Source organism: Microbacterium suaedae, assembly GCF_003254645.1.
GTDB classification, from domain to species: Bacteria; Actinomycetota; Actinomycetes; order Actinomycetales; family Microbacteriaceae; genus Microbacterium; species Microbacterium suaedae.
Window position 1 is genome coordinate 504,050 of the sequence record NZ_PNFD01000002.1, and the last position, 20,568, is coordinate 524,617.

At 67.8% G+C, this 20,568-nt stretch carries 20 protein-coding genes; 11 read left to right on the forward strand and 9 right to left on the reverse strand.

Annotated elements, in window-relative coordinates; genetic code table 11:
* Positions 1-30 precede the first annotated feature (30 nt).
* The 3 genes from C0012_RS09010 to C0012_RS09020 form a co-directional block, all read right to left on the reverse strand.
* Positions 31-1,074 (reverse strand): alpha/beta hydrolase, encoded by a 1,044-nt coding sequence (locus C0012_RS09010; protein WP_110588961.1) that lies wholly within the window; start codon positions 1,072-1,074, stop codon positions 31-33.
* Positions 1,075-1,149: 75 nt separating this feature from the next.
* Entirely contained in the window at positions 1,150-1,746 is a 597-nt protein-coding gene (locus tag C0012_RS09015) for a tetratricopeptide repeat protein (protein ID WP_232527847.1), read from the reverse strand.
* Positions 1,746-3,557: an HNH endonuclease signature motif containing protein gene (locus tag C0012_RS09020; protein WP_162621836.1), complete on the reverse strand. Its 1,812-nt coding sequence runs from the start codon at positions 3,555-3,557 to the stop codon at positions 1,746-1,748. The genes C0012_RS09015 and C0012_RS09020 overlap by 1 nt, the downstream gene beginning before the upstream one ends.
* A gap of 143 nt (positions 3,558-3,700) precedes the next feature.
* Here C0012_RS09020 and C0012_RS09025 point away from each other — a divergent pair, with 143 nt between their 5' ends.
* Both C0012_RS09025 and C0012_RS09035 read left to right on the forward strand, forming a co-directional pair.
* Positions 3,701-4,486, forward strand: a complete 786-nt coding sequence (locus C0012_RS09025) for a class I SAM-dependent methyltransferase (RefSeq protein ID WP_110588959.1) — start codon at positions 3,701-3,703, stop codon at positions 4,484-4,486.
* A 244-nt stretch (positions 4,487-4,730) separates the two neighbouring features.
* Complete coding sequence (locus tag C0012_RS09035) at positions 4,731-5,258, forward strand: CGNR zinc finger domain-containing protein (RefSeq protein ID WP_110588957.1); 528 nt, start codon at positions 4,731-4,733, stop codon at positions 5,256-5,258.
* Between the two features lie 28 nt (positions 5,259-5,286).
* On the opposite strand, the gene C0012_RS09040 is transcribed toward C0012_RS09035, so the two are convergent.
* Both C0012_RS09040 and C0012_RS15805 read right to left on the reverse strand, forming a co-directional pair.
* The gene (locus tag C0012_RS09040) at positions 5,287-5,715 is read right to left on the reverse strand and encodes a cupin domain-containing protein (RefSeq protein ID WP_110588956.1); all 429 of its coding nucleotides are present in this window, start codon (positions 5,713-5,715) and stop codon (positions 5,287-5,289) included.
* 92 nt (positions 5,716-5,807) lie between these two features.
* Positions 5,808-6,542: a transglycosylase family protein gene (locus C0012_RS15805; protein ID WP_269777933.1), complete on the reverse strand. Its 735-nt coding sequence runs from the start codon at positions 6,540-6,542 to the stop codon at positions 5,808-5,810.
* A gap of 239 nt (positions 6,543-6,781) precedes the next feature.
* On the opposite strand from C0012_RS15805, the gene C0012_RS15435 reads away from it, so the two are divergent.
* The 4 genes from C0012_RS15435 (at position 6,782) to C0012_RS09060 (ending at position 9,581) form a co-directional block, all read left to right on the forward strand.
* Positions 6,782-6,940, forward strand: coding sequence for a hypothetical protein (locus tag C0012_RS15435; RefSeq protein ID WP_162621835.1), 159 nt, complete (start codon positions 6,782-6,784; stop codon positions 6,938-6,940).
* A gap of 243 nt (positions 6,941-7,183) precedes the next feature.
* Positions 7,184-7,660, forward strand: a complete 477-nt coding sequence (locus C0012_RS09050) for a hypothetical protein (protein WP_162621834.1) — start codon at positions 7,184-7,186, stop codon at positions 7,658-7,660.
* Positions 7,661-7,895: 235 nt separating this feature from the next.
* Complete coding sequence (locus tag C0012_RS09055) at positions 7,896-8,948, forward strand: hypothetical protein (RefSeq protein ID WP_162622935.1); 1,053 nt, start codon at positions 7,896-7,898, stop codon at positions 8,946-8,948.
* Between the two features lie 129 nt (positions 8,949-9,077).
* Positions 9,078-9,581, forward strand: coding sequence for a sigma-70 family RNA polymerase sigma factor (locus C0012_RS09060; protein WP_162621832.1), 504 nt, complete (start codon positions 9,078-9,080; stop codon positions 9,579-9,581).
* 682 nt (positions 9,582-10,263) lie between these two features.
* Here the strand turns inward: C0012_RS09060 and C0012_RS09065 are convergent.
* The gene (locus tag C0012_RS09065) at positions 10,264-10,995 is read right to left on the reverse strand and encodes a formylglycine-generating enzyme family protein (RefSeq protein WP_110589382.1); all 732 of its coding nucleotides are present in this window, start codon (positions 10,993-10,995) and stop codon (positions 10,264-10,266) included.
* Positions 10,996-11,104: 109 nt separating this feature from the next.
* Here C0012_RS09065 and C0012_RS09070 point away from each other — a divergent pair, with 109 nt between their 5' ends.
* Together C0012_RS09070 and C0012_RS09075 are read left to right on the forward strand one after the other, a co-directional pair.
* Positions 11,105-11,905: a hypothetical protein gene (locus C0012_RS09070; protein WP_110588951.1), complete on the forward strand. Its 801-nt coding sequence runs from the start codon at positions 11,105-11,107 to the stop codon at positions 11,903-11,905.
* An 87-nt stretch (positions 11,906-11,992) separates the two neighbouring features.
* Positions 11,993-12,565 (forward strand): nitroreductase family protein, encoded by a 573-nt coding sequence (locus C0012_RS09075; RefSeq protein ID WP_110588950.1) that lies wholly within the window; start codon positions 11,993-11,995, stop codon positions 12,563-12,565.
* 163 nt (positions 12,566-12,728) lie between these two features.
* Here C0012_RS09075 and helR read toward each other — a convergent pair whose 3' ends face one another.
* Positions 12,729-14,870 carry an RNA polymerase recycling motor ATPase HelR gene (gene helR, locus C0012_RS09080; RefSeq protein WP_332835681.1) on the reverse strand — a complete coding sequence of 714 codons (2,142 nt, stop codon included), beginning with the start codon at positions 14,868-14,870 and terminating at the stop codon, positions 12,729-12,731.
* An 83-nt stretch (positions 14,871-14,953) separates the two neighbouring features.
* On the opposite strand from helR, the gene C0012_RS09085 reads away from it, so the two are divergent.
* The 3 genes from C0012_RS09085 (at position 14,954) to gdhA (ending at position 18,681) form a co-directional block, all read left to right on the forward strand.
* On the forward strand, positions 14,954-15,613 hold the full coding sequence (locus C0012_RS09085) for a cation transporter (protein ID WP_110588948.1): 660 nt from the start codon (positions 14,954-14,956) through the stop codon (positions 15,611-15,613).
* 35 nt (positions 15,614-15,648) lie between these two features.
* A complete protein-coding gene (locus C0012_RS09090) occupies positions 15,649-17,139 on the forward strand; it encodes a deoxyguanosinetriphosphate triphosphohydrolase family protein (RefSeq protein WP_198411107.1) in 1,491 nt (496 codons plus the stop codon).
* A gap of 198 nt (positions 17,140-17,337) precedes the next feature.
* Positions 17,338-18,681, forward strand: coding sequence for an NADP-specific glutamate dehydrogenase (gene gdhA, locus C0012_RS09095; protein WP_110588946.1), 1,344 nt, complete (start codon positions 17,338-17,340; stop codon positions 18,679-18,681).
* Between the two features lie 54 nt (positions 18,682-18,735).
* On the opposite strand, the gene C0012_RS09100 is transcribed toward gdhA, so the two are convergent.
* The gene (locus C0012_RS09100; protein ID WP_110589381.1) at positions 18,736-19,761 is read right to left on the reverse strand and encodes an LLM class flavin-dependent oxidoreductase; all 1,026 of its coding nucleotides are present in this window, start codon (positions 19,759-19,761) and stop codon (positions 18,736-18,738) included.
* Between the two features lie 44 nt (positions 19,762-19,805).
* Positions 19,806-20,561 (reverse strand): SGNH/GDSL hydrolase family protein, encoded by a 756-nt coding sequence (locus tag C0012_RS09105; RefSeq protein ID WP_198411108.1) that lies wholly within the window; start codon positions 20,559-20,561, stop codon positions 19,806-19,808.
* Between the last annotated feature and the right edge of the window lie 7 nt (positions 20,562-20,568).

The following is a 20,568-nucleotide window of genomic DNA, read 5'->3' on the forward strand; positions in this document are numbered from 1 at the left end:
GATGCGGATACGCCCTGACCGTGGCCTGAGTCAACCCCGACTGATCTTCTGAGGGTGACCGAGTGTGTCATCAACCCATCGCGCCAGACGGCGATAGGCGTCTTGTCGCGCATCGCGGTGCGAGACGAACACATCGTGGAGTGCGCCGTCGATCCGCACGATCGTCACGACGGGGCCGAGCTTGAGCGCAGCTCGTGCAACATCGTCGACGATGAGCACCGAATCGGCCTCAGTGAGGTCGTCCGACCAGCGGAGAGGCGGCGCCGATCGTGCCGAAAGGATGACGCAGGTCGGAACGTCAATCGAGAGGCCGTCGTCGACGCGCGCGTGTCCTTCGAGGACGGCGTGCAACCAGCCTGCGTGGACAGGCATCGTCTGCTCGGGGCGCCATTCGACGTTCACCTCGATCGGATCGTCAGGATCCGCGGACTCGCGTTGCGCGCGCGCATAGAAGCCGAAGTCGACCTGCGGCGCGCGATCGAGCGGATGACGTCGAGCCTGGAGGCCGACCAATGGGGCGATCGTCTCGCGTTGGAACCGAGGCAGTTGGAACTCGAGCCAGGGGCTGTTGAGGATCAATGCCGACGGAACCGTCGGGTGCCGGTCGGTCCACAGGCTGAGGATGAGGCCACCCAAGGAATGCCCCATGAGCACGAGGCGGCGATCGTCTCGAGGTTGTTCCGGATCCCAGCCCATCGCGTCGAGCGCACCGGCGATGTCTTCGTCGTAACTTGCGAGATCGTCGATGAACCCGGGCGTCTGCCCCTCGCGCAGGCTCCGGCCGAACTTGCGCAGATCGAGCGCGAAAAAGCGTGCGCCGCGGTCCGTGAAGAGGCGCGCGAGCCGCTTCTGGAAAAAGTAGTCGGACCAGCCGTGCACGTAGAGCACGTCGACATCATCAAGGGGCGGGGGGCCGTGCAGGGCGCGCCGGAGCCACGACCGCTTCGCGGGTAGCGCACGGACCAGGGCTGCCACGACGTCGCCTTCTTCATCCGATCCGAGCGGCAGGACGAGCTGCTCGAACTCGTCGCCGAGAACGTCGGGTCGCCACCCCGGATCCCCCGTGTCACTCATGGCGTCAGCATAACGATGACTCCCCGTGGCGCTCAGTCATGGGATCGCGTGCTCCGGCGCGGAATCGCCGTCTCGCTACTCCGCCGTGAGCTCGGCAACGTAGGCACGCACGGACCGACGGTACTGCGGCAGGGTCGGTTCGAGCGCCTCGATCGCGACGCGGAGCGCTTCGTCGTGTCGGCCCGCGGAGTGCAACGCGAGGGCGAGGAAGACGGCGGGTGCGGCCCCGACGGTGGCATGAGCCGGTGCGTCTCGCAGCATCGCGATCGCTTCGTTCTCTCTGCCGAGGTTGCGGAGGGTCGATGCGTGCTGGACCGCGAGCTGTGCCGCGCGGGCCACGTCGACGTCGGCAAGCCCTGCGTCGGCTGCAGCCTCGTACTGGGCGTGCGCCTCGAATTCGCGACCGGCCGAGTCGAACGCTCCGCCGAGTTCGAACGCGCCGAGCGCGGGGTGCGGTGCCTCGTTCGCGAGGGTCAGCATTGCTTCGATGCGTCCGTCGTCGCTCACGTCAGCGTCTTCCCACAGCTCGCCGATGCGGCGTTCCCATTCGTCCGGTGACATGGCTCCAGCGTACGGCGAGGCCGTGACGGCAAGAGGAGATCGCGCGGCCACCGCGTGGCGGGTGCGGATGGCCGGGTCGGCCGAGACTGGCTCGGTCTCTCCTGTCGACATCAGCGCACCTCGATCGGGGCGTCATCCTGGTCCCACCATTCGGCGGCGGGATCGGTGATCTCGCCTCTCACGAGGGCTGCGGCGAACGCAAGATCGCGACGATCATCCTCGGTGAGGTCCACCCTCCGCGCCTCGACGTCGTCGCGCATGTGACCCGCACGTTCGTGGTGCCGTCGCCGGTCGTAGAGAGCGGTGTGCTCCGGGGCGTGCGTCTCGGCGCGGTCTTGGTCCTGCCGAGTGCCGCGATCCTTGCTCCGCCTCGCGTCGTACTCCCGGTCGCCATGACGCTCGGGGGCTCCCGGTACTTCCTGGAAGAACACTCGCCCGAGCGGTTCGTCCGCATACACGCGCCCGGCCGGACTCGTCCATTCCAACACCCCGTCCGGCAACTGCCGTAGCCCCCACCCCGAGTGGTGCTTCATCATGTGATGCGACTCGCATAGATGCGCGAGATTCGACACCTCCGTCGGCCCGCCCCGCGCGTACTCACGCGTGTGATCAATGTCTGATCCTCGGGCAGGCGTCAAACACCCCGGGAACCGACACGTCACATCCCGCCCGATCAACGCACGTCTCTGCTCTCTCGATGGCCGATACCGATCCACCGCAACGACCTGCCCCGTCTCGGGCCGGATGAACAACCGGTCCCACCCGGACGCTCGCCCCGCGAGCACCCGCGCGGTCTCGGGCGCGATGAGCCCGCCCTCATCGACCCGGCTGCTGCCGGCATCCGGGTCGATGATCTGCGAGACCGGGATCGTCACCTGCACGACCGCGTCGATCCGCCCCAGAGCCTCGCCCGTGCCGGACGCGTGCAGCTCATGCCCGGTCGGAGCCGACGTGAGGAAGATATCGGCGAGGATGTCGGCCCGAAGCTGATCCATTGACCGCACATCCGTGACCGCCACCACGCCCGGACCGGACGCGAGCGGAGCGTCAGGACCGAACCCTCCATCCAGCGACGCCGGACCACCCACATGCACACCGGCCTCGGACTCCTCCGCGCCGAACACGGTTCCAGCATCGTCAGTGGTCTCCTCAGCCGCGGCGGTCGGGTCAGTCCCGCGAGGAACACCAGGGGCGGGAGTGTCGTCCCCCGACACCGCGCCCAGGGCAGCTCCGGCCGAGAACGCGGCTCGCGCCCGACGCCGGTCGGACTTCACCGTCCGCGCCATCTGCGTCACACGGTCATAGATCGCCCGCGCCTCCAGACTCGGCAGGAGCATCCACAACTCACTCATGCCGTCCGCGCACTCGGTCACCACCACCCGACGCTCCCGTCGCGCCCGCTCATGACGCTCCCGCAACGAGATCGGCGCCAGCTCGTCCGCCTGCACCTTCGCGATCCTCGCCACTTCCCCTGCTGTCCTCGTTACAGCGAACCCCACCGCGTGCGCGTCCAACGACGCCCGCCCGCCCGGGTCCAGACCCGCCCCGGCATCGACGATCACATCCGCATGACGTTTCGAGATCCGGCCCTCCGCAAGGGCCGCATGCGTGACAGGGAACCCGCTGGTGAGACGCTCCGCGGCCTCCATCCGGTTCTTCGCGGAAACGGGATGGACTCGCGTGGCCGCGGCGACCTCACCCGCCATCGCCCGACGGGCATACTCCACCCCCTCCGATGCGCCCTGCCGGAGACCATCCTCATGCGCGATGTGAGCGAGCTCTGCCAGCAGGACCGCTTTCTTACCCTCGGCCCGCGCGATCGACCGGTCACACTCCACGAGCTGATCGACAAGATCCCGGACGCGCGCCCGCTCGCCCGGGGTCAGCCCCTCGAACTGTTGCGCGAACCGATCGTCGTCCATGACCCGACAGTACGATCGACCCCCGACAAACGAAGGGGCGCCCGAGGAATCACCACCCCGGTCCCCTCCAACGGCCCGACGATCGCGCCGCAGAGCCATGAGCGCGCGAGGAACGCAGCCGTGGCGATCACTACCATCGAGTCATGAGCGCCGATACTCGCGTCCCCGCCGCGCGATCCTTCGAATCGGGCGCGGACGCGTACGAGGCTCACCGTCCTCCCTACCCCGCCGCGCTGTTCGACGACATCTTGCGCCGCCGAAGCAGGCGACCGGGCGGGCGGATCCTCGACATCGGATCCGGAACCGGCAGAGCCGCGATCGCACTCGCTTCACGCGGCGCGCTCGTCGACGCTCTCGAACCCTCGAACGACATGCTGAAAGTGCTCACGCGGCGGATTCAGCACGAGGGGGTCGCCGACCGAGTCACGGTGCGCAAGGCCGTGTTCGAAGACCTCTCCCCCGATGCGCGATACGACACGGTCGTCGCCGCGCAGTCATTCCACTGGACGGATCCGGACACGCGCTGGTCGCGTCTTGCGTCGCTGCTCGGATCCGACGGGCGCGCGTTCCTCTTCTGGAACGCGTGGAACCTGGATCCCGATCAACACGACCTCGACGCCGTTGCCGATGTCTACGCCGCACACGCCCCCGAGCTCCCGCCCGACCTCCCCCGCGATCTCGTCTCGCATATGTGGGCCGACGGGCAGATCGACGAACATCCCGACGTGCGACTCGACGACCGGATCACCTACGACTGGAACTCTCAGATGGAGTCTGCCGCGTACCTCAGACTCCTCGCGACGATCTCGCAGTATGCGATCGCCCCGGCCGCCCAGCGAGCGCGGTTGTTCGACGCCCTCGGGCCCGTCCTCGGTGAGGAGGTCCACCTCCACGGGACCACGCTCTTGCTCGTCGTCGCAGGAGCCTGAGCGAATCTCTCTGCTCAGCCCGGCACGATCTCCGATAAGGCGGATGGCGGCGTCGCATGCCGCGCCTGCATATCGACACGCCGTGCGGCGCAGGAAGCACATCGCACATAGCTCACAACCCCCTCGCTCGTGAGGTGCGACGACTCGATTACCCAGCCGTGTTCGTGCACCCGCGATGTCGTGCCGGCTGAGGGATCGATCCGCTGCTCTGTCGCCATGAGACCCAGCGTGCTGTAATGCCCTTATGCATCTCAACCCTTACGGCGAGTACGCCGTGCTCCTCGCCGCCTCGCTCGCGAACGAGTGGCCGGATGATCGCGTAGGGATCGAGTCGCGCACGCGCGAGTTCGGCATGACGATGGACTTTGCATCGTCTGCCGAGGATCACGAGGCGACGCGCCGCGTGATCGACCGGTGGCTCCGCGTCGTCGATGCGTCCGACGACGCCGAGCGCGCCACTCGCCTCAACGCTGAGATGGCCGCCGCGACTGCCTACCCCCGTCTCACAGATCACGATAACGAGGGCTGGCATCTGCACTACCGCGACGAGAATCAATCGCTCGCGCATGTTCTCCACGCCGTGATCAGCGTCGGCACGGCCCTCCACCTCACGACGCGCGGGATGCATCGACTGGGCCGCTGCGCCGCGGATCCGTGCCGTCGCGTGGTCGTCGACATCACGCGAAACGGACGTCAGCGCTTCTGCTCGGTGCGCTGCGCGAACCGCGACGCAGTCCGACGGCACCGGCGGCGATTGCGCACGCAGGCGTAGACGCAGGACTGCGGTCACGCCACTCGGTTCACCACGGCATGGCGCGACCCGGGTCGCGGGTCGCGTCGTCGGGAAGCCGCGGCAGCTGTTCACCGCCGGCCCGGATGCACAGCCACCGCATCTCGCCATCGCCGTCGGGATCTGCGCGCCACGTACGCCAGACGCCCGGGCCGACGCGCACGACGGATCCGGCTCGCACGTCGACGACCTCGTCGTCGAGCCCCATCTGACCCGCGCCGTCGAGGAACACGTACAGCTCTTCGACACGATCGTGCGTGTGCCAGTACCCCGCTTCCTCCCCCGGGAGCATCGCGTTGGCCGTCATGCCGATGTAGGACATGGAGAGTTCGTGGTCGACGACGCGGCGGCCCTGCTTCGACGTCTCGGGCCGGAAACCCCCGAAGTGCTCGCCCCACGCGCCCATCGCGCCAATGTCGTGGATCTCATAGTCGCTCATGGGGAGAACCTATCGCCGACCGCCGACATTCCGAGGAAACGTGTGTGGGCACGCGCCCCAAAGGACGCGCGCCCACACGGGAAGTCGCAGGATCACTCCGCGGGGAGCACCAGGTCCTCGCCGACGAGGATCAGGTCGGGGTTCGAGATCTCGTCCTGATTGACGGCGTAGATGCCGAGCCAGCCGCTGTCGAGGTCGAGCTCCGTCGCGATGTCGAAGAGCGTGTCGCCGGCCTCGACCGTGTAGGTCTCGTCCGACGCCTCGACGTCGGGGAGCTCCGACGGGACGGACGAGGACTGCTCCTCCGCTGCAGGCGCGACGGACGCCTCAGCCGGCTCCGTGGTCGGCGCCTCCTGCGCGGGCGTTTCCTCGACCGGGGCCTGCTCCTCCGGAGCCTGTTCCGTAGAAGTAGCCGCCGACTCTTCGGCGGGTGCCGTCTCGGTCGGCTCCGCCGCGCCCGTGGCACCGATCTGGGCCGAGCAGGTGGGCCATGCGCCCCACCCCTGAGTGGCGAGGACGTTCTCCGCAACGCGGATCTGCTCCTCGCGCGAAGCGTCTGCCGGGTTGCCGCTCCCGCCATTGGCCTGCCAGGTCGGCATCGAGAACTGCAGGCCGCCGTAGTAGCCGTTACCGGTGTTAATCGACCAGTTGCCGCCCGACTCGCACTGCGCGAGGGCGTCCCACGTCGCGCCATCCGCCGCGTTCGCCGCCGTGGGGACGAGTGCGGCGCCGGCGACGGTCGCCAGGCCTGCCGCGACCAGGCCCCCTCGTGCGAGGAACGAGCGTCGTGCGGGGGCGCGGTGCGCCGAGTTCTTCTTCGTGAACACAGTCCATCTCCTCGGACTCGTCTCGACGCACGATCTCCGTGCGCCGCTCCGCCCAGTCATCAGTCTCGTTCGGGTTCGGGGTGCGAGGAGCCTTCGGGCGGATGTGACGGCGGCCCCTCGGAATCGAGTCCGATCACCATACGCTTAGATCACGATCCGATAACAAACCAGTTCAGGGGCTTGTCAGCAAGCTCATCAACTGTGTCAGCCCCCTGTCGGCGTACTGAGATACTTGCCCGATGACCGCCCATGCGCACCGCTTCTCGCTCGATCGGATCGGATCGGGTCTCGTCGTCGCCGACGCTCGCGACGATCTGATCGAGGCGATCGGCGGCGGCGAAGCCATCACCGCACCGCCGGGCACCGGGAAGACCACATGGCAAGTCCGACGCCGTTGACTCAGGTGCCGAACGATTAGGGATTCGCGGTGCGCGCGTCGTGAGGTGTTCCTGGGATCCCCCGCACCAGAGCATGAGCTGGCGGCTGAGCACACCGATGTCCTGTGACTTGACGCGCCTCAGAAGAAGTTCTGGATGACTCAATGTCACATTTCGAGCGCGCCAACCAATGACAGGGGTGAAGGGATGGTGCTTCATCCACAGGGCGCGTGCAGCGCGTCCACGGGCAAGGAGGTCAACTTCATGCACAAGAAGCGGTTCATTGGAACGATGGGCGCAACGTTCACCCTCGTTGCCGCGAGTTTCGGCGTGACTGCGCCGAGTTTCGCGGACGAGACGCAGGACTCGGTGGTCGGGGCTCTCATGGATCTGAACCCGGGAACGAGCGAGGAGCAGTTGCTCACCGAGGCGGAGCAACTGGCTGATGACCTCGGTAATTCCCCGGAAGGGATCCTCGAGCAGCAGCTGGCTGAGGCCGAGGCGTCTGTGGCCGCGGCGTCGATTTCAACGGCCGGGAGCTATTCGGCCAAGAGCAGTGGTGGCGGCACAGTGACGCTGGGAAAGGCTGCACGGAGGGGCGACATCTTCGTCTCGCCTGCATCGACGCTATTCAACCAACACGGGCACACCGGCATCGACCTTGACTCGAACGGCGGACTTGGTGTGTACCCGTACAACATCAAGGACTCGTCGAGGACCGTTACCTACAACACGCTCTGATGCACGACGGGCTCGTTCCGGCCGATGGATGCAGCCGGAGCGAGCCCTGTTCCCGCCCGCCACGAATGAACGGAATGCAATGCGTTGGCCGGGTTTCACGTCCCTCATCGCTCTCGGCTGCCTCGGTGGGCTTCTGGTTGGCTGCTCAAATGCAGAACTGCCCATCGTCGCGGAGAACGATGCTTCCACCGCCGACGCTGTGCTTGCTGTCCGGATGAGCCCGCAGCTATCCGGCATGAACGCGGGCGCCACGGACGGGTATGTGCTCCTCGTCGATGACGACGGTGATGGACAACTCGTTGATATCGGTCCGATGGACATCGGCAAGCTTGCCTGGGGCGACGATGGTCTATATGCATCTGGGCCGACGGACGAGTATCTGTTCACCGATAATGCGGTCACTGCGTTTCCGCGCGGCAGCGAGGAGTTCTACGAGACCTCCCGGTTCCTCGCTCCCGACGACGGATTCGTCTCGGTATACAACGCGGGTTTCGGAGAGAACAGCTACCTCGCACGCGTCACGATGGGAGGCACCGACGGAGTGACTTCCTGGGATGCCACGGGCATGTTCGAGTCGGTCAGCCAGTGCGACGACGTCGTGGTCGGCATGACGAACATTGCAGAAACGACAGCGACCCCCGAAACGGCCGGAACGCTCCGCACCGATGCACTCGTCCAGCTCTACCCCAAGCCCGCAAACGAGGCGTCAGCGATCCTCGCCACGCTTCCGATCCGAGAGCGATCATTCGTGTCGGACTCCACGGACGCGGCCTGTGCTCACGGAGTCTCCTATACCCTCGCCTACCAGTATGACGAGCCCGAAGGTACAGGTGACGGCATCCCGGTGCTTCGCGCGTGGGACACGAGGACCGGAGAACACCGCGTCATTTCATTGATGACGTCCACGGGCGGGGTTTTGGACGTGGAAGTCGACGATCTCCTAGGACGTCCGAGCAACATCATCGACGACGACTACACCTGGGTCGACGCACAGGGGCGGGTCTTCACGACCGATCTGGGCAGCGGCACCACGACAGAGCCCTTCGACATTGACCTGGCCTCCCCCGAGATGGGCGAGTCACAGTACGTCATCACGGACAAGTCGATCTTCGTCCTCGACGTCAGCCAGAACCTCGACGCGCCTCTCGATTTCTCACGTTATGACCTCGTCACCGGGAGCCGGGTCAGAATATTTACTGTTCCCGGCACAGGGGCAGTGCACGATGGACTCAACATGATCATCCGCGACATCGCGCTTGACCCCGACTGGGTGAGCGCCAACGAGTAGACCATGTGCCGGTGGCAGGAGTTGGGCCAGAATTCACGCAAGCGGGTGTCACACTTCACGGTTCCCGAGCAACAGAGAGAATAGGTACCGCAACTCAAACGATGCCCCTGCATATGGAGAGGAGGTGGCGTGAAGAAGTTCTCCACGTTCTTTCGGACGAACTATTCGGTTGTCGTCGGCGTCGCCGAGCGCCGCCTCAGCTCCAAACAGGACGCCGAAGATGTCGCCACCGATGCCTTCCGTATCGTGTGGGAGCGTTACCAGGGAGGCGAGCCGCTCAGCGTACCGTGGCTGTATAGGGTGGTACGAAACCTCGTTGGCGATGAGTATCGGCACCGAGATCGACGAGCCGAACTGCAGCGCCAGCTGAACGAAGACTTCACCCTGAACGTCTCGGTCTCCGGCGACCTGTACGCCGATGTCCTCGACGCGGTCGAGCGGCTGCCGGAGATGCACCGTGAAGTGCTGAAGATGACCTATTGGGAACGTCTGTCGGCGAGCGAGGTCGCCGCGGTTCTCGATGTCAACAGCGCCGCCGTGCGTGCCCGGCTGATGCGGGCACGGCGTTTGCTACGAGCCCCGCTAAGCGAATCGCAAGAACGTCGGGTCGAGGAGGTGTCCACCCGTGAATGACCTGCTGCGCGCAGCTGAACGGGGCACCGTCAAACGCGGCGAACCGCTCTCCGAACGCGGCCTCCGTGAACTTGTCGAATGCGAAGCCAAAGAAGCAGCCCTCGTTCACGGGTCCCGAAACTCTCGACGAACACCGGTGATGGGCCAGAGGGGGAAGTCGGCGTAGTGACGCCGGCAAATGCAACGGCTCCTGAGTTGCTGAACGAGTTGGAGAACGCGCGCCGCACCGACGAAGGACCAGGCAACACGATCCGCGCAGACTTGGACGCCCAACACGACGGTTGGCGCCCGGCATGCCGCGTTCTCCGGAGATGACGCACTCAGCGTAGGCCAGACGCATCGCGAGATCAGCACGACCGTTTCGAACTTCCCGCTCACGCACGAACAGGAACTAGCACTGATCGGCTCCCTCAGCTCCGTGAGCATCATCCAGGTCTCGGCTTCCGCAACCGATCGCCTCGACCGTGCCAGGACCGTCTTCGCCGCGAGCGGCCGCGCCCCAGGCGAGTGCGAAGACCGGCTGATCCTCTCCCCCGCACCGGAAGTTCTCTCGCCGCCGATACGATCTACACCGGCTCCAACCACACCGACATTTCCTCCTCGGCGGTCGCCGACAGTCGAGGCTCGGGGTGTCCGCCGACGGTCGTCGCCAAGGGTGCCTGCCGACGCTCGGGCCTCGGCGTCAACGACCCAAGGGCGTCCACCCCACGGGGACGGGGCCATCGATAACCGCGTTCTCAGCATCGGCCGCCGCCGACCACCCCTGAGCAGCGTCCCCGCCGTCGAAGGCGCCGCGCGCGACGCGAAACCCGACATCGTCGTGGTGCATGCGGGGGCCGCCGCCACGTCGCGCCGATGCGCGCACGCTCCAGGCCTCGTCCGCGAATCCTCCGCCGCGGAAGACGCGATAGTCGCCGTAGCGCGCGGGGTCGAGCAGATCCCAACACCACTCCCAGGCGTTGCCGAGCGTGTCGAAAAGCCCGAACAGATTCGGCATCTTCCCGCCGACATCCTGCGGGTGGTCCACCCGGTCCGCCGCCGTCCACGCCACATCGCGCAGTTCGCCGTACTGAGGCGTCGTCGACCCCGCGCGGCACGCATACTCCCACTCCGCCTCCGTCGGCAGGCGGTAGCCGTCGGAGTCCACGCGCCAACCGATCTCCTCGCCATCGACGCGATAGGCCGGGTCCAGGCCGTCCCACTCGGAGAGCGCGTTGCAGAACCGGATCGCACGCTGCCACGTCAGGTCGACCGCGGGGCGACGCGGGTGCACGCTCGGCACTCCGATCAGCTCCGCCAGCAGCTCCTCCGTGACGGGCCAACTCGCGATCTCGAACGGCTCCAGGGTGACCGTACGCCTGGCCTTGCGGCGCGCATCGTGCAGGGTTACGGATCCGGCGGGCAGCTCCGTCATCTCGATCTCGGGGGTCACCGTGCCAGCGTATGCGCGCGGGCGTCGGAACGAATCTCACCGCACCGCGCGAATGTCGGAGTTACGGAGTGAGCCGTGGTGTGGCTGCGGCGTGTCGCGCCGGAAGGGCGTACCGCTCCGACGGCGGCGCGATGCCGTCTCGGCGGATCCGACGCTCGCGCGCGACGATGATGCGCCGCCTCACGATCCGACAACGCTCCTGGTCGATGTCGGTGAACGGGCGGATACTGACCACATGCGAAATGGGCTCACGGTCGGGGCGTCCGCGGCAGCGATTCTGCTGATGATGACAGGCTGCATGACGGACACGGCTGGACAGGACCCCTCCGGATCGTCGCCGTCAGCCGATGTCGCGTCGCCCGATTCGACCGCCGGCTCCGACGACGTGGTCGCCCTCACGACGCCGTATCCGATCACGGTCCTCGAGAAGGATTCTCGCGGCGATGGCCCGCAACTCTGCGTCGGCGGGGTCGCCGAGTCGTTTCCCCCGCAGTGCTCGGGCGTCGACCTTCTCGACTGGAGCTGGGATGACGAAGCAGGCGCCTTCCAGGAGCGCGCGGGTGTGCGCTGGGGCGAGTTCATGGTGACGGGCGACTTCTCCCCGGCCGACCACACGATGCGGGTCACGGACGTGCAGACCGATGGTCCGGAACCGAGCCCCCGCCCGCCCCGGTGCACGGACGACTGCGAACAGCCGACCGACGAACTCCTCGCCATCGCGAGCGAGATCACCGGCGAGTACGACGGCGTCCACTCCTCGGCGGTCGACGGCACGGGCACCGTCGAGGTCGGCGTCAGCTACGACGACGGATCCCTGCAACGCGCGCTCGACGAGAAGTACGGCGCGGGACTCATCCGGGTCGAATCGACCCTCGTCCCGGTCGAGGAGTGACCGCCGGCGACAGCGTCGTGGCATGTTCCCGACGCTGACGACGCTCTTCGCCGGGCACGTAATCACCGCGGACGATAGCGTCGTGGCATGGCCCCCGCTGATCTCGACGCACTCTTGGCCCGACGCCGCTCGACGAAGCGGTTCTCCGCACGGCCTCTCGCCCTGCACGCGCTCGCGAGCCTCGTTCAGGCGGTCTTCCACGCCGATGAAGGTCGCCACACCTACGCGTCGGCGCATGCGCGATACCCCGTGGCGGCGTCGCTCGTCGTGGGCGGCGTCGACGGCCTCGAGCAGGGGACGTTCGGTCTCACAGGTGGATCCCTCGATCGTCTCGACGATGAGGATCACCGCGCCGCGCTCGCCGCGGCAAGCCTCGATGCGCCGTGGCTCGCCGCCTGCCCAGCACTGATCGTTCTTACCGCCGACCTGGCCGTCGAGAACGAGGCCTTCGCCGCGCAGGGGCCCGCGCAGGGCGAACGCTTCGTCGCGATGGAGGCGGGGATGATCGCGCAGTCCGTGCATCTCGCCGCCGAGGACCGCAGCCTCGGGACCGTGCTGATCGCGGGCATCGACCGGGTGCGGGCGCACCAGATCCCATCGAGCGTCGTCCCGTCCGGGCACGAGCTTCTCGGGATCATGCCAATCGGCCACCCCGCATGACAGGAGTTCGCCCTCGCCCCGACGGAGGTCACCCCTCCACAATCACGCGACGCGCCGTCGCGCGAATCATCGCGGCATTGCCGTACGGCCCCGCGGCGCCGTCCCTGAGGGACGAGGGCTCGACCGTTGCCGCCCCTCGACGAGGATCAGCTCTCCTCGAACCTCACTCCTCCACGATCACGAGACGCTCCGTCGCGCGGGTCATCGCGACATAGCGGTCGACGGCCCCCGCGATGCCGTCGCCGAAGGACGAGGGCTCGACGACCGCAACGAAATCGAACTCGAGGCCCTTCGCGTCGGCCGGCGCGAGCGACGCGACGCGGGCGAGGTTCGGCGCCTCCTGGGCGCCGATCACGCACGCCACGCCGTCGGCGTGCTCCGCGAGCCACTCCTCGAGGATCCGCGGAAGGTCCGCGACGATCGCGCGTTCCACCGGCACACCGGTCGAGCGCACCGATGCCGGCACGTTCGCGTCCGGGATCGCCGCCCGGATCGCCGGAGCGGCTTCCTCCATCACCTCGCTCGGCGTGCGGTAGTTGATCGTGAGCCCCGACACCTGCACGCGGGAGATCCCGACGTCGGCGAGGCGTTGCTCCCACGAGCGGGTGAATCCGTGGCGCGCCTGCGCGCGGTCGCCGACGATCGTGAAGCTCTTCGAGGGACAGCGCCGGATGAGCATGCGCCACTCCGCGTCCGATAGCTCCTGCGCTTCGTCGACGATCACGTGCGCGAAGGGTCCTGCGAGCGCGTCCGCGCCCAGTGCCGGAAGCGCCCCCTCGTCGACCAGGCGTTCCTGCATGTCGGCGGCGTGCAGCATGAGAGACGACCCCTCGCCGTCTTCGTCGGCGTCCGACAGGTACTCCACGACGCGCTCGATGCGATCGCGCTCCGCGGCCAGGGCCGCGTTCCGTTCCCGTCGCCGTTCCGTCGCCGCTGGATCGCCCATGATGTCACGCGCCGCGTCGATGAGCGGCACGTCCGATTCTGTCCACGCCGCGCCTACCGGACACTGCAACGCCGCCACCTCGTCTTCCGACAGCCACGGGGCGAAGCGGCGAAGCAACTCCGGCGACGTCCAGAACGCCGCCACGAGCCGAGCGGGATCCAGCATGGGCCACGCCCGGTCGAACATCTCGCGCAGTCCCGTGTGTCCCTCGAGCTCACGCCGTGCGAGGTGCGGCGGCATCTCGGTCACCTTCGCCGTGAGGATCTCGAGGAGCTCGTCCCAGACGATGTCGCAGGCGTCATTGTGCGGCGTGCCGTCGTCGGCGGCCTCGAACGCCTCGGCCCATTCCTCCGGCTCGATGTCGATGTCGGCCCACGACGCCGGGACCACGGAGACATCCTCCGGCGGGCGCTCATAGTGACGCACGACGCGTTCGATGGCACTTTCGATCCCCGCGGATCCCTTGAGCCGCGCCACGCGTGGATCCTGCTCCGGCACAGCATCGTCGCCCTCCGGAGTGAGGCGGCGCAGCGTCGCGATCCGCACGCTGTCCTCGCCCAGACTCGGCAGCACGTCATCGACGTACGACAGATACCGGTCATTCGGCCCGACGAAGAGCACGCCTCCGCCACCCGACTGCTTCACCCGCGCGTCCGAGTACAGCAGGTACGCCGCGCGGTGCAGGGCCACGACCGTCTTGCCCGTACCGGGGCCGCCGTCGACGACGAGCGCTCCGTCAGAGCCCGCGCGGATGATCTCGTCCTGATCTGCCTGGATCGTTCCGAGGACGTCGCGCATGCGGTGCGTTCGCGACTGTCCGAGGCTGCGGATGAACGCCGACTGGTCGTCGAGAGACGCTTCGCTTTCCGCTCCGGCATCCGAGAACAGTTCGTCCCAGTAGTCGACGACGCGGCCGCCGAGCCAGCGGAAGCGACGGCGGCTCGCGAGGCCCATGGGGTTCGCATGCGTCGCCGCGAAGAAGGGCTCGGCCGCGGGCGCACGCCAGTCGACGAGCAGTCGCACGCCCTCCGGTGAGACGAGCCCCGTCCGGCCGATGTAGAGCGGTTCCGACGAACCCTCCGGCACGATCCGACCGAGGCAGAGATCGAGCGAGAAGCGGCCCAGAATGCTCTGGCGCGAGGCGAGGCGGTGCACCGCGATGTCGCGGTCCATCGCGTCCTGCCCCTCGCCGCCATCGGCGCGACGAGCGGCCTCGAGCCGCCGCGCGACTTCGTCTCGATTCGCCGTGAGCGCGCGATCGATCTCGCGGAATCGCTCCTCGTCGGCGGCGATCAGATCGGGGCTCGCCTTTGCGGCGAGGTTCTCGGGCAGGGCGAACGTGGATCCGGAGGAAGTCACGATGATCCATTCTCCGTCACATGGCGACGTCGGGCGCGCGACCCGGCGGCCTTCTCCCGCCAGACTCCTCTTACGATCGAAGGATGACGTCCCTCGCCCCCGCGCGCCACGCCGTGCTCGAACGCCGTATCCGGCTCATCGTCGCCGGGACGATCGCCTACAACGTGATCGAGGCGATCATCGCGATCTCGGCCGGAACGATCGCGTCGTCGGGCGCGCTGATCGGCTTCGGAATCGATTCGACGATCGAGGTGCTCTCTGCCGCCGCCGTCGCATGGCAGTTCACCCGTCGTGATCCGGAGCGGTGGGAGAAGCCGACGCTGCGGGTCATCGCGATCGCGTTCTTCGCGCTCGCCGCCTATGTGACTGTGTCGTCGATCACGACGCTCGCGGGCGCGACCGACGTGCAGCACAGCCCCGTCGGCATCGCGCTCACGGCCGCGAGTGTCGTGATCATGCCGCTGCTGTCGTTCGCCGAGCGTCGTGCCGGACGCGAGCTCGGCTCCGCGACCGCCGTCGCCGACTCGAAGCAGACACTCATCTGCAGCTACCTGTCGGTCGCCGTGCTCGCCGGGCTCGTGCTCAACAGCCTGCTCGGCTGGTGGTGGGCCGACGCGATCGCCGGATTCGTCATCGCCGTCTTCGCGATCCGCGAGGGCCTCGAGGCATGGCGGGGCGATGCCTGCGCGACGAGCGTCGGCATGCTCCTCGAGGACGAGCACGACGACGAGCACCACCACTGACGGCGCTCGAGCACGAGATGCGACAGGATGGGCGCATGACGCCAGCCGATCCGCGCCTCGCGAGGCGCGCGCACGAGGAGCTCGACGAGTTCCAACTCGCCGAGACGAACCCCGACTTCCGCGTCGACATCGAGCGGATCCGGTTCTCGCCGTACTTCTCTCGCCTGTCCGCCGTCACCCAGGTGATCGCGCAGACGGGTGCCGGCCTCGCCGTGCACAACCGGCTCACACACTCCGTCAAGGTGGCGGCCGTCGCGCGCGCGATCGCGATGCACCTGCACCGCGCCGAGGGGCGCACCGGCGCCATCGTCGAAGAGCTCGGCGGCTGCCACCCCGTCGTCGTACAGGCGGCGGCCAGCGCGCACGATGTCGGGCACCCGCCCTTCGGGCACCTCGGCGAGCACACGCTCGACCGGCTCGCCCGCGATCGTTTCCACCTCAAAGAGGGATTCGAGGGCAACGCCCAGACCTTCCGGATCCTCACCCGCCTCGATGAGCACGACCAACCCGGGGTCGGCCTCAACCTCACGAGCGCCGTCCGCGCGGCGGTGCTGAAGTATCCGTGGCAGCGCGGCCAGGGCGGCGGACGCCGCGGCGGCGCGAGCAAGTTCTCGATGTACGCCGTCGACGTCGGCGACGCCCACGACGCCCTCCGCGCCTATCCGCGGATCGCCGAGGGGCAGCAGACCCTCGAATGCTCCGTCATGGACATCTCCGACGACATCGCGTACTCGCTGCACGATCTCGACGACTTCTACCGTGCGGGGCTGCTCAATCAGGCGACGATCTCGGGCGAGTTCCGTGCCTGGCGACGAGACCTCGCCGAGCTGCGCGCCCTCGACACGCCATCGCTCGCGGTCGCTGCACGCTCCCCCGGTCACTCGCTCGAGCTGCTGTGGCGCCGACTCGCCGACAGAGACCCGTGGATCGCCGACGCCGACGCCTTCGAACAGGCCGTCTCGAAGGTGACGACGGAGGTGATCGATGGGCTCCTGACCGTGCCGTTCGACGGATCCCTCGCCGCCGAACGCTCGCTCGCCTCCTTCACCTCTGCCTGGATCTCCCACCTGCAGTCGTCGGTCGAAGTGCATCGCGATCCGCCGTACCGCTCCGGGCACGCGAGCCTCGACCGCACCGCCTGGCACGAGGTGGCCGTGCTCAAGTTCCTGCATGAGCGCTTCATCCTCGACCGTCCCGACCTCGCGGTCTATCAGCGCGGGCAGGCGAGCGTGCTGGAGCGCCTGGTCGACGGGTTCACGGCGTGGCTCGAAGACGCCTACGACGTTCGCCGTGCTCCGCGCCGGCTCCTCGACCTCGTTGATCTCGCGACGGAGGATCACCTCGCCACCCGCCGTGAACGACCCGATCTGCTCCCGACGACGGACGAGGCCGAGCTGCGTCGACGTGCGGTCGGACGCGGGGTGATCGACTACGTCGCCTCGCTCACCGACGCCCAGACCACCCAGCTCGACGCCCTGCTCATCGGTCAGACCGAGCGTCTCTGGGATGCCGGCCAGGGGCTCTGATCCTCACGTGCGCACCGGTGCGTCCGCTGCATTGTGAGCCGATGGCCTCGAGCGGATAGCATGACGCCGGACTCGTTTCACCACGGCCCGAACGGTCGGTATTCCCCCGGAGCGCGTCCCGTTTCATGAGCGCGGCTTCTGTGCGCGTCTCCCCCGTCGCTCGACGGTGCCCGCGCGATCCGCGCAGAAAGGACATTCATGTTCGATACCTCCCTGCAGGAGACGCTCGACTCCGTCATCGCGCGGAACCCCGGAGAACCGGAATTCCACCAGGCCGTTCGCGAGGTGTTCGACTCCCTCGCCGTCATCCAGGAACGTCACCCCGAGTACAACGATCTGGCGATCCTCACGCGGCTGTGCGAGCCCGAGCGGCAGATCATCTTCCGTGTGCCGTGGGTCGACGATCGAGGTGCCGTTCGCGTCAACCGCGGATTCCGGGTCGAGTTCAACTCGGCGCTCGGTCCGTACAAGGGCGGCCTCCGCTTCCGCGAATCCGTCAACCTCGGCATCGTCAAGTTCCTCGGCTTCGAGCAGATCTTCAAAAACTCCCTCACGGGCCTTCCGATCGGCGGCGGCAAGGGCGGATCCGACTTCGATCCGGCCGGAAAGTCCGACGGTGAGGTCATGCGATTCTGTCAGTCGTTCATGACGGAACTCCATCGTCATATCGGCGAGCACACCGACGTGCCCGCGGGTGACATCGGAGTCGGTGCCCGCGAGATCGGATACATGTTCGGGCAGTACAAGCGTCTGACCAATCGCTACGAGGCGGGCGTGCTGACGGGCAAGGGCCTCGACTGGGGCGGCTCCCTCGTCCGCAAGGAGGCGACGGGCTATGGAACCGCCGTCTTCGCCGAGGAGATGCTTGCCGCACGAGGCGAGGGGCTCGACGGACGCCCCGTCGCAGTGTCCGGATCGGGAAATGTCGCTCTGTACGCCATCGAGAAGGTCCATCAGCTCGGCGGCCGGGTCGTGACGGCTTCCGACTCCACCGGCTACATCGTCGACGAGGCGGGGATCGACCTCGATCTGCTCAAGCAGATCAAGGAGGTCGAGCGCGGCAGGATCCGCGAGTACGCCGAGCGCCGCGGCGGGAGCGCGCGCTTCGTCTCCGGTGGATCGGTGTGGGACGTCCCCGTCGACGTCGCCCTCCCCTGCGCGACGCAGAACGAGCTGCACGAGTCCGACGCGAAGTCCCTGATCGGCAACGGCGTCGTGGTTGTCGCCGAAGGTGCGAACATGCCCTGCACGCCGGAGGCCGTCGAGCTGTTCCGCGCGGCCGGAATCGCGTTCGGCCCCGGCAAGGCCGCGAACGCGGGAGGCGTCGCCACGAGCGCCCTCGAGATGCAGCAGAACGCGTCGCGCGATGCGTGGACGTTCGACTACGCGGAGGGACGACTCACCGAGATCATGCGCTCGATCCACGCGAACTGCCTCGAGACAGCGGAAGAGTACGGGCGACCGGGCGACTATGTCGTCGGGGCGAACGTCGCGGGGTTCCGCAAGGTCGCCGACGCGATGATGGCTTTCGGCGTCATCTGATCCACCGTCTCGGCGCGGGCGGAGAGAGGATCTCGGACGCCCGCGCCGAGCGGATCAGCGCCAGCCGAGCGCCGGCGCCACCTGCGTCAGGATCGACTCGATGAGGTGCGCGTTGTAGTCGACGCCGAGCTGGTTCGGCACGGTCACGAGCAGCGTGTCGGCCTCTTCGATCGCCGAGTCATGCCGCAGCTGCTCGATAAGCGCGTCGGGCTCATCGGTGTAGGAGCGGCCGAAGATCGCTCGGGTGGACTCGTCGATCATGCCGATCTGGTCCTCGGAGTCTCCGCCGCCGAGGAAGTAGCGCCGGTCGGTGTCGTTCGTGATCGCGATGATCGATCGCGAGACCGAGGTGCGCGGCGCGAATCCCCATCGCTCCGCGTCCCACGCTTCCTTGTACGCGCGCAGCTGCGTCGCCTGCTGGACGTGGAAGGGCTCCCCCGACTCGTCGTCCTTGAGCGTCGAACTCATGAGGTTCATGCCCTGCTCGGCCGCCCAGCGTGCCGTCGCGTCGGATCCGGCGCCCCACCAGATGCGCTCCCGCAGCCCTTCGCTGTGCGGCTCGAGCCGCAGGGCGCCGGGCGGGTTCGGGAACATCGGCCGGGGGTTCGGTTCCGCGAAGCCGTGGCCCTCGAGCAGCTGCAGCAGGAGCTCTGTCTTCTGCCGCGCCGCCTCGGCGCCATTCGGGTCGTCCGGCGCCGAGGAGTAGCCGAAGTGCTTCCACCCGTCGATGACCTGCTCGGGGGATCCGCGCGAGATGCCGAGCTGCAGGCGCCCGTCGGCGATGAGGTCTGCGGCGCCAGCATCCTCCACCATGTACATCGGGTTCTCGTAGCGCATATCGATCACGCCCGTGCCGAGCTCGATGCGGCTCGTCTTCGCGCCCGCGGCCGCCAACAGCGGGAAGGGCGACGAGAGCTGACGCGCGAAGTGGTGCACGCGGAAGTAGGCGCCGTCGGCGCCCAGATCCTCGGCGGCCTGCGCAAGATCGATCGACTGATGCAGAACGTCGCTCGCGGACTGCGTCGCCGACTGTGGGTGGGGCGTCCAGTGCCCGAATGAGAGGAACCCGATCTTCTTCATGGTTCCATTCTCGCGCATAAATTGTCGGTGCGCCCCGCGCGTCGCTAATCGTTCGCCACGCGGATCCAGTCGGCATGCTTCGGAACGCGGCCGTCACCCGACGAGCGCCCCGTGAGGCGGCGCCGCACCCAGGGGGCGACGTGAGCACGGTAGTAGTCGCGCGTATCGAGGTGCGGCGCGGGCTCGCCCGGATGCTCCCACCACTCGCCCGGTGTTTCGAGTCCGAGTGCCTGCAGCACGCGCGCCGCCACGCGGTGATGTCCACGCGCGTTCATGTGCAGGCGATCGGGAGCCCAGAACGACGGATCGCGCAAGCGCTCGTCGGTCCAGTTGATCGCCCAGACGATGCGTTCATCGCGGCGCAGTCGCGCGGTGACCGCCGCGGTCAGTGCGTCCCCGCGGCGGCGGATCAGCGCCGACATCGGCAGCCCGTCTGACGGATCGGCGCCCGCCAGCAGCACCGGCACGACGCCCTCCTCGGCGCAGCGTCGCGCGACCGTGACGAACGCGTCCACGATCGAGGAGATCTTCGTCCCTGGGCGCAGCATGTCGTTTCCGCCCCCGTTGAACGACAGATGCGTCGGGCGCAGGGCGAGAGCCGCTTCGAGCTGCTCGTCGACGACGGGCCACGCGAGGCGTCCGCGGATCGCGAGATTCGCGTACTCGACCGATTCACCGATCGCCGCCGACCAGCCTTCGGCAGTCAGATCCGCCCAGCCGCGCGGCGTACCGTCCGGCCGCTCGTCGCCGACGCCCTCCGTGAAGGAATCCCCGATAGCTACATACCGCACGCGTGTCACAGCGCGA

What these genes read in the sequence shown, in the direction of transcription:
- C0012_RS09050 (WP_162621834.1), top strand. Translation starts at nt 7,184, where the DNA reads ATGCACAAGAAGCGGTTCATTGGAACGATGGGCGCAACGTTCACCCTC.
- C0012_RS09020 (WP_162621836.1), bottom strand. Translation starts at nt 3,557, where the DNA reads ATGGACGACGATCGGTTCGCGCAACAGTTCGAGGGGCTGACCCCGGGC.
- C0012_RS09075 (WP_110588950.1), top strand. Translation starts at nt 11,993, where the DNA reads ATGGCCCCCGCTGATCTCGACGCACTCTTGGCCCGACGCCGCTCGACG.
- C0012_RS09055 (WP_162622935.1), top strand. Translation starts at nt 7,896, where the DNA reads ATGAACGCGGGCGCCACGGACGGGTATGTGCTCCTCGTCGATGACGAC.
- C0012_RS09065 (WP_110589382.1), bottom strand. Translation starts at nt 10,995, where the DNA reads ATGACGGAGCTGCCCGCCGGATCCGTAACCCTGCACGATGCGCGCCGC.
- C0012_RS09085 (WP_110588948.1), top strand. Translation starts at nt 14,954, where the DNA reads ATGACGTCCCTCGCCCCCGCGCGCCACGCCGTGCTCGAACGCCGTATC.
- gdhA (WP_110588946.1), top strand. Translation starts at nt 17,338, where the DNA reads ATGTTCGATACCTCCCTGCAGGAGACGCTCGACTCCGTCATCGCGCGG.
- C0012_RS15435 (WP_162621835.1), top strand. Translation starts at nt 6,782, where the DNA reads ATGACCGCCCATGCGCACCGCTTCTCGCTCGATCGGATCGGATCGGGT.
- C0012_RS09015 (WP_232527847.1), bottom strand. Translation starts at nt 1,746, where the DNA reads ATGTCGACAGGAGAGACCGAGCCAGTCTCGGCCGACCCGGCCATCCGC.
- C0012_RS09025 (WP_110588959.1), top strand. Translation starts at nt 3,701, where the DNA reads ATGAGCGCCGATACTCGCGTCCCCGCCGCGCGATCCTTCGAATCGGGC.
- C0012_RS09100 (WP_110589381.1), bottom strand. Translation starts at nt 19,761, where the DNA reads ATGAAGAAGATCGGGTTCCTCTCATTCGGGCACTGGACGCCCCACCCA.
- C0012_RS09040 (WP_110588956.1), bottom strand. Translation starts at nt 5,715, where the DNA reads ATGAGCGACTATGAGATCCACGACATTGGCGCGATGGGCGCGTGGGGC.
- C0012_RS09090 (WP_198411107.1), top strand. Translation starts at nt 15,649, where the DNA reads ATGACGCCAGCCGATCCGCGCCTCGCGAGGCGCGCGCACGAGGAGCTC.
- C0012_RS09010 (WP_110588961.1), bottom strand. Translation starts at nt 1,074, where the DNA reads ATGAGTGACACGGGGGATCCGGGGTGGCGACCCGACGTTCTCGGCGAC.
- C0012_RS09035 (WP_110588957.1), top strand. Translation starts at nt 4,731, where the DNA reads ATGCATCTCAACCCTTACGGCGAGTACGCCGTGCTCCTCGCCGCCTCG.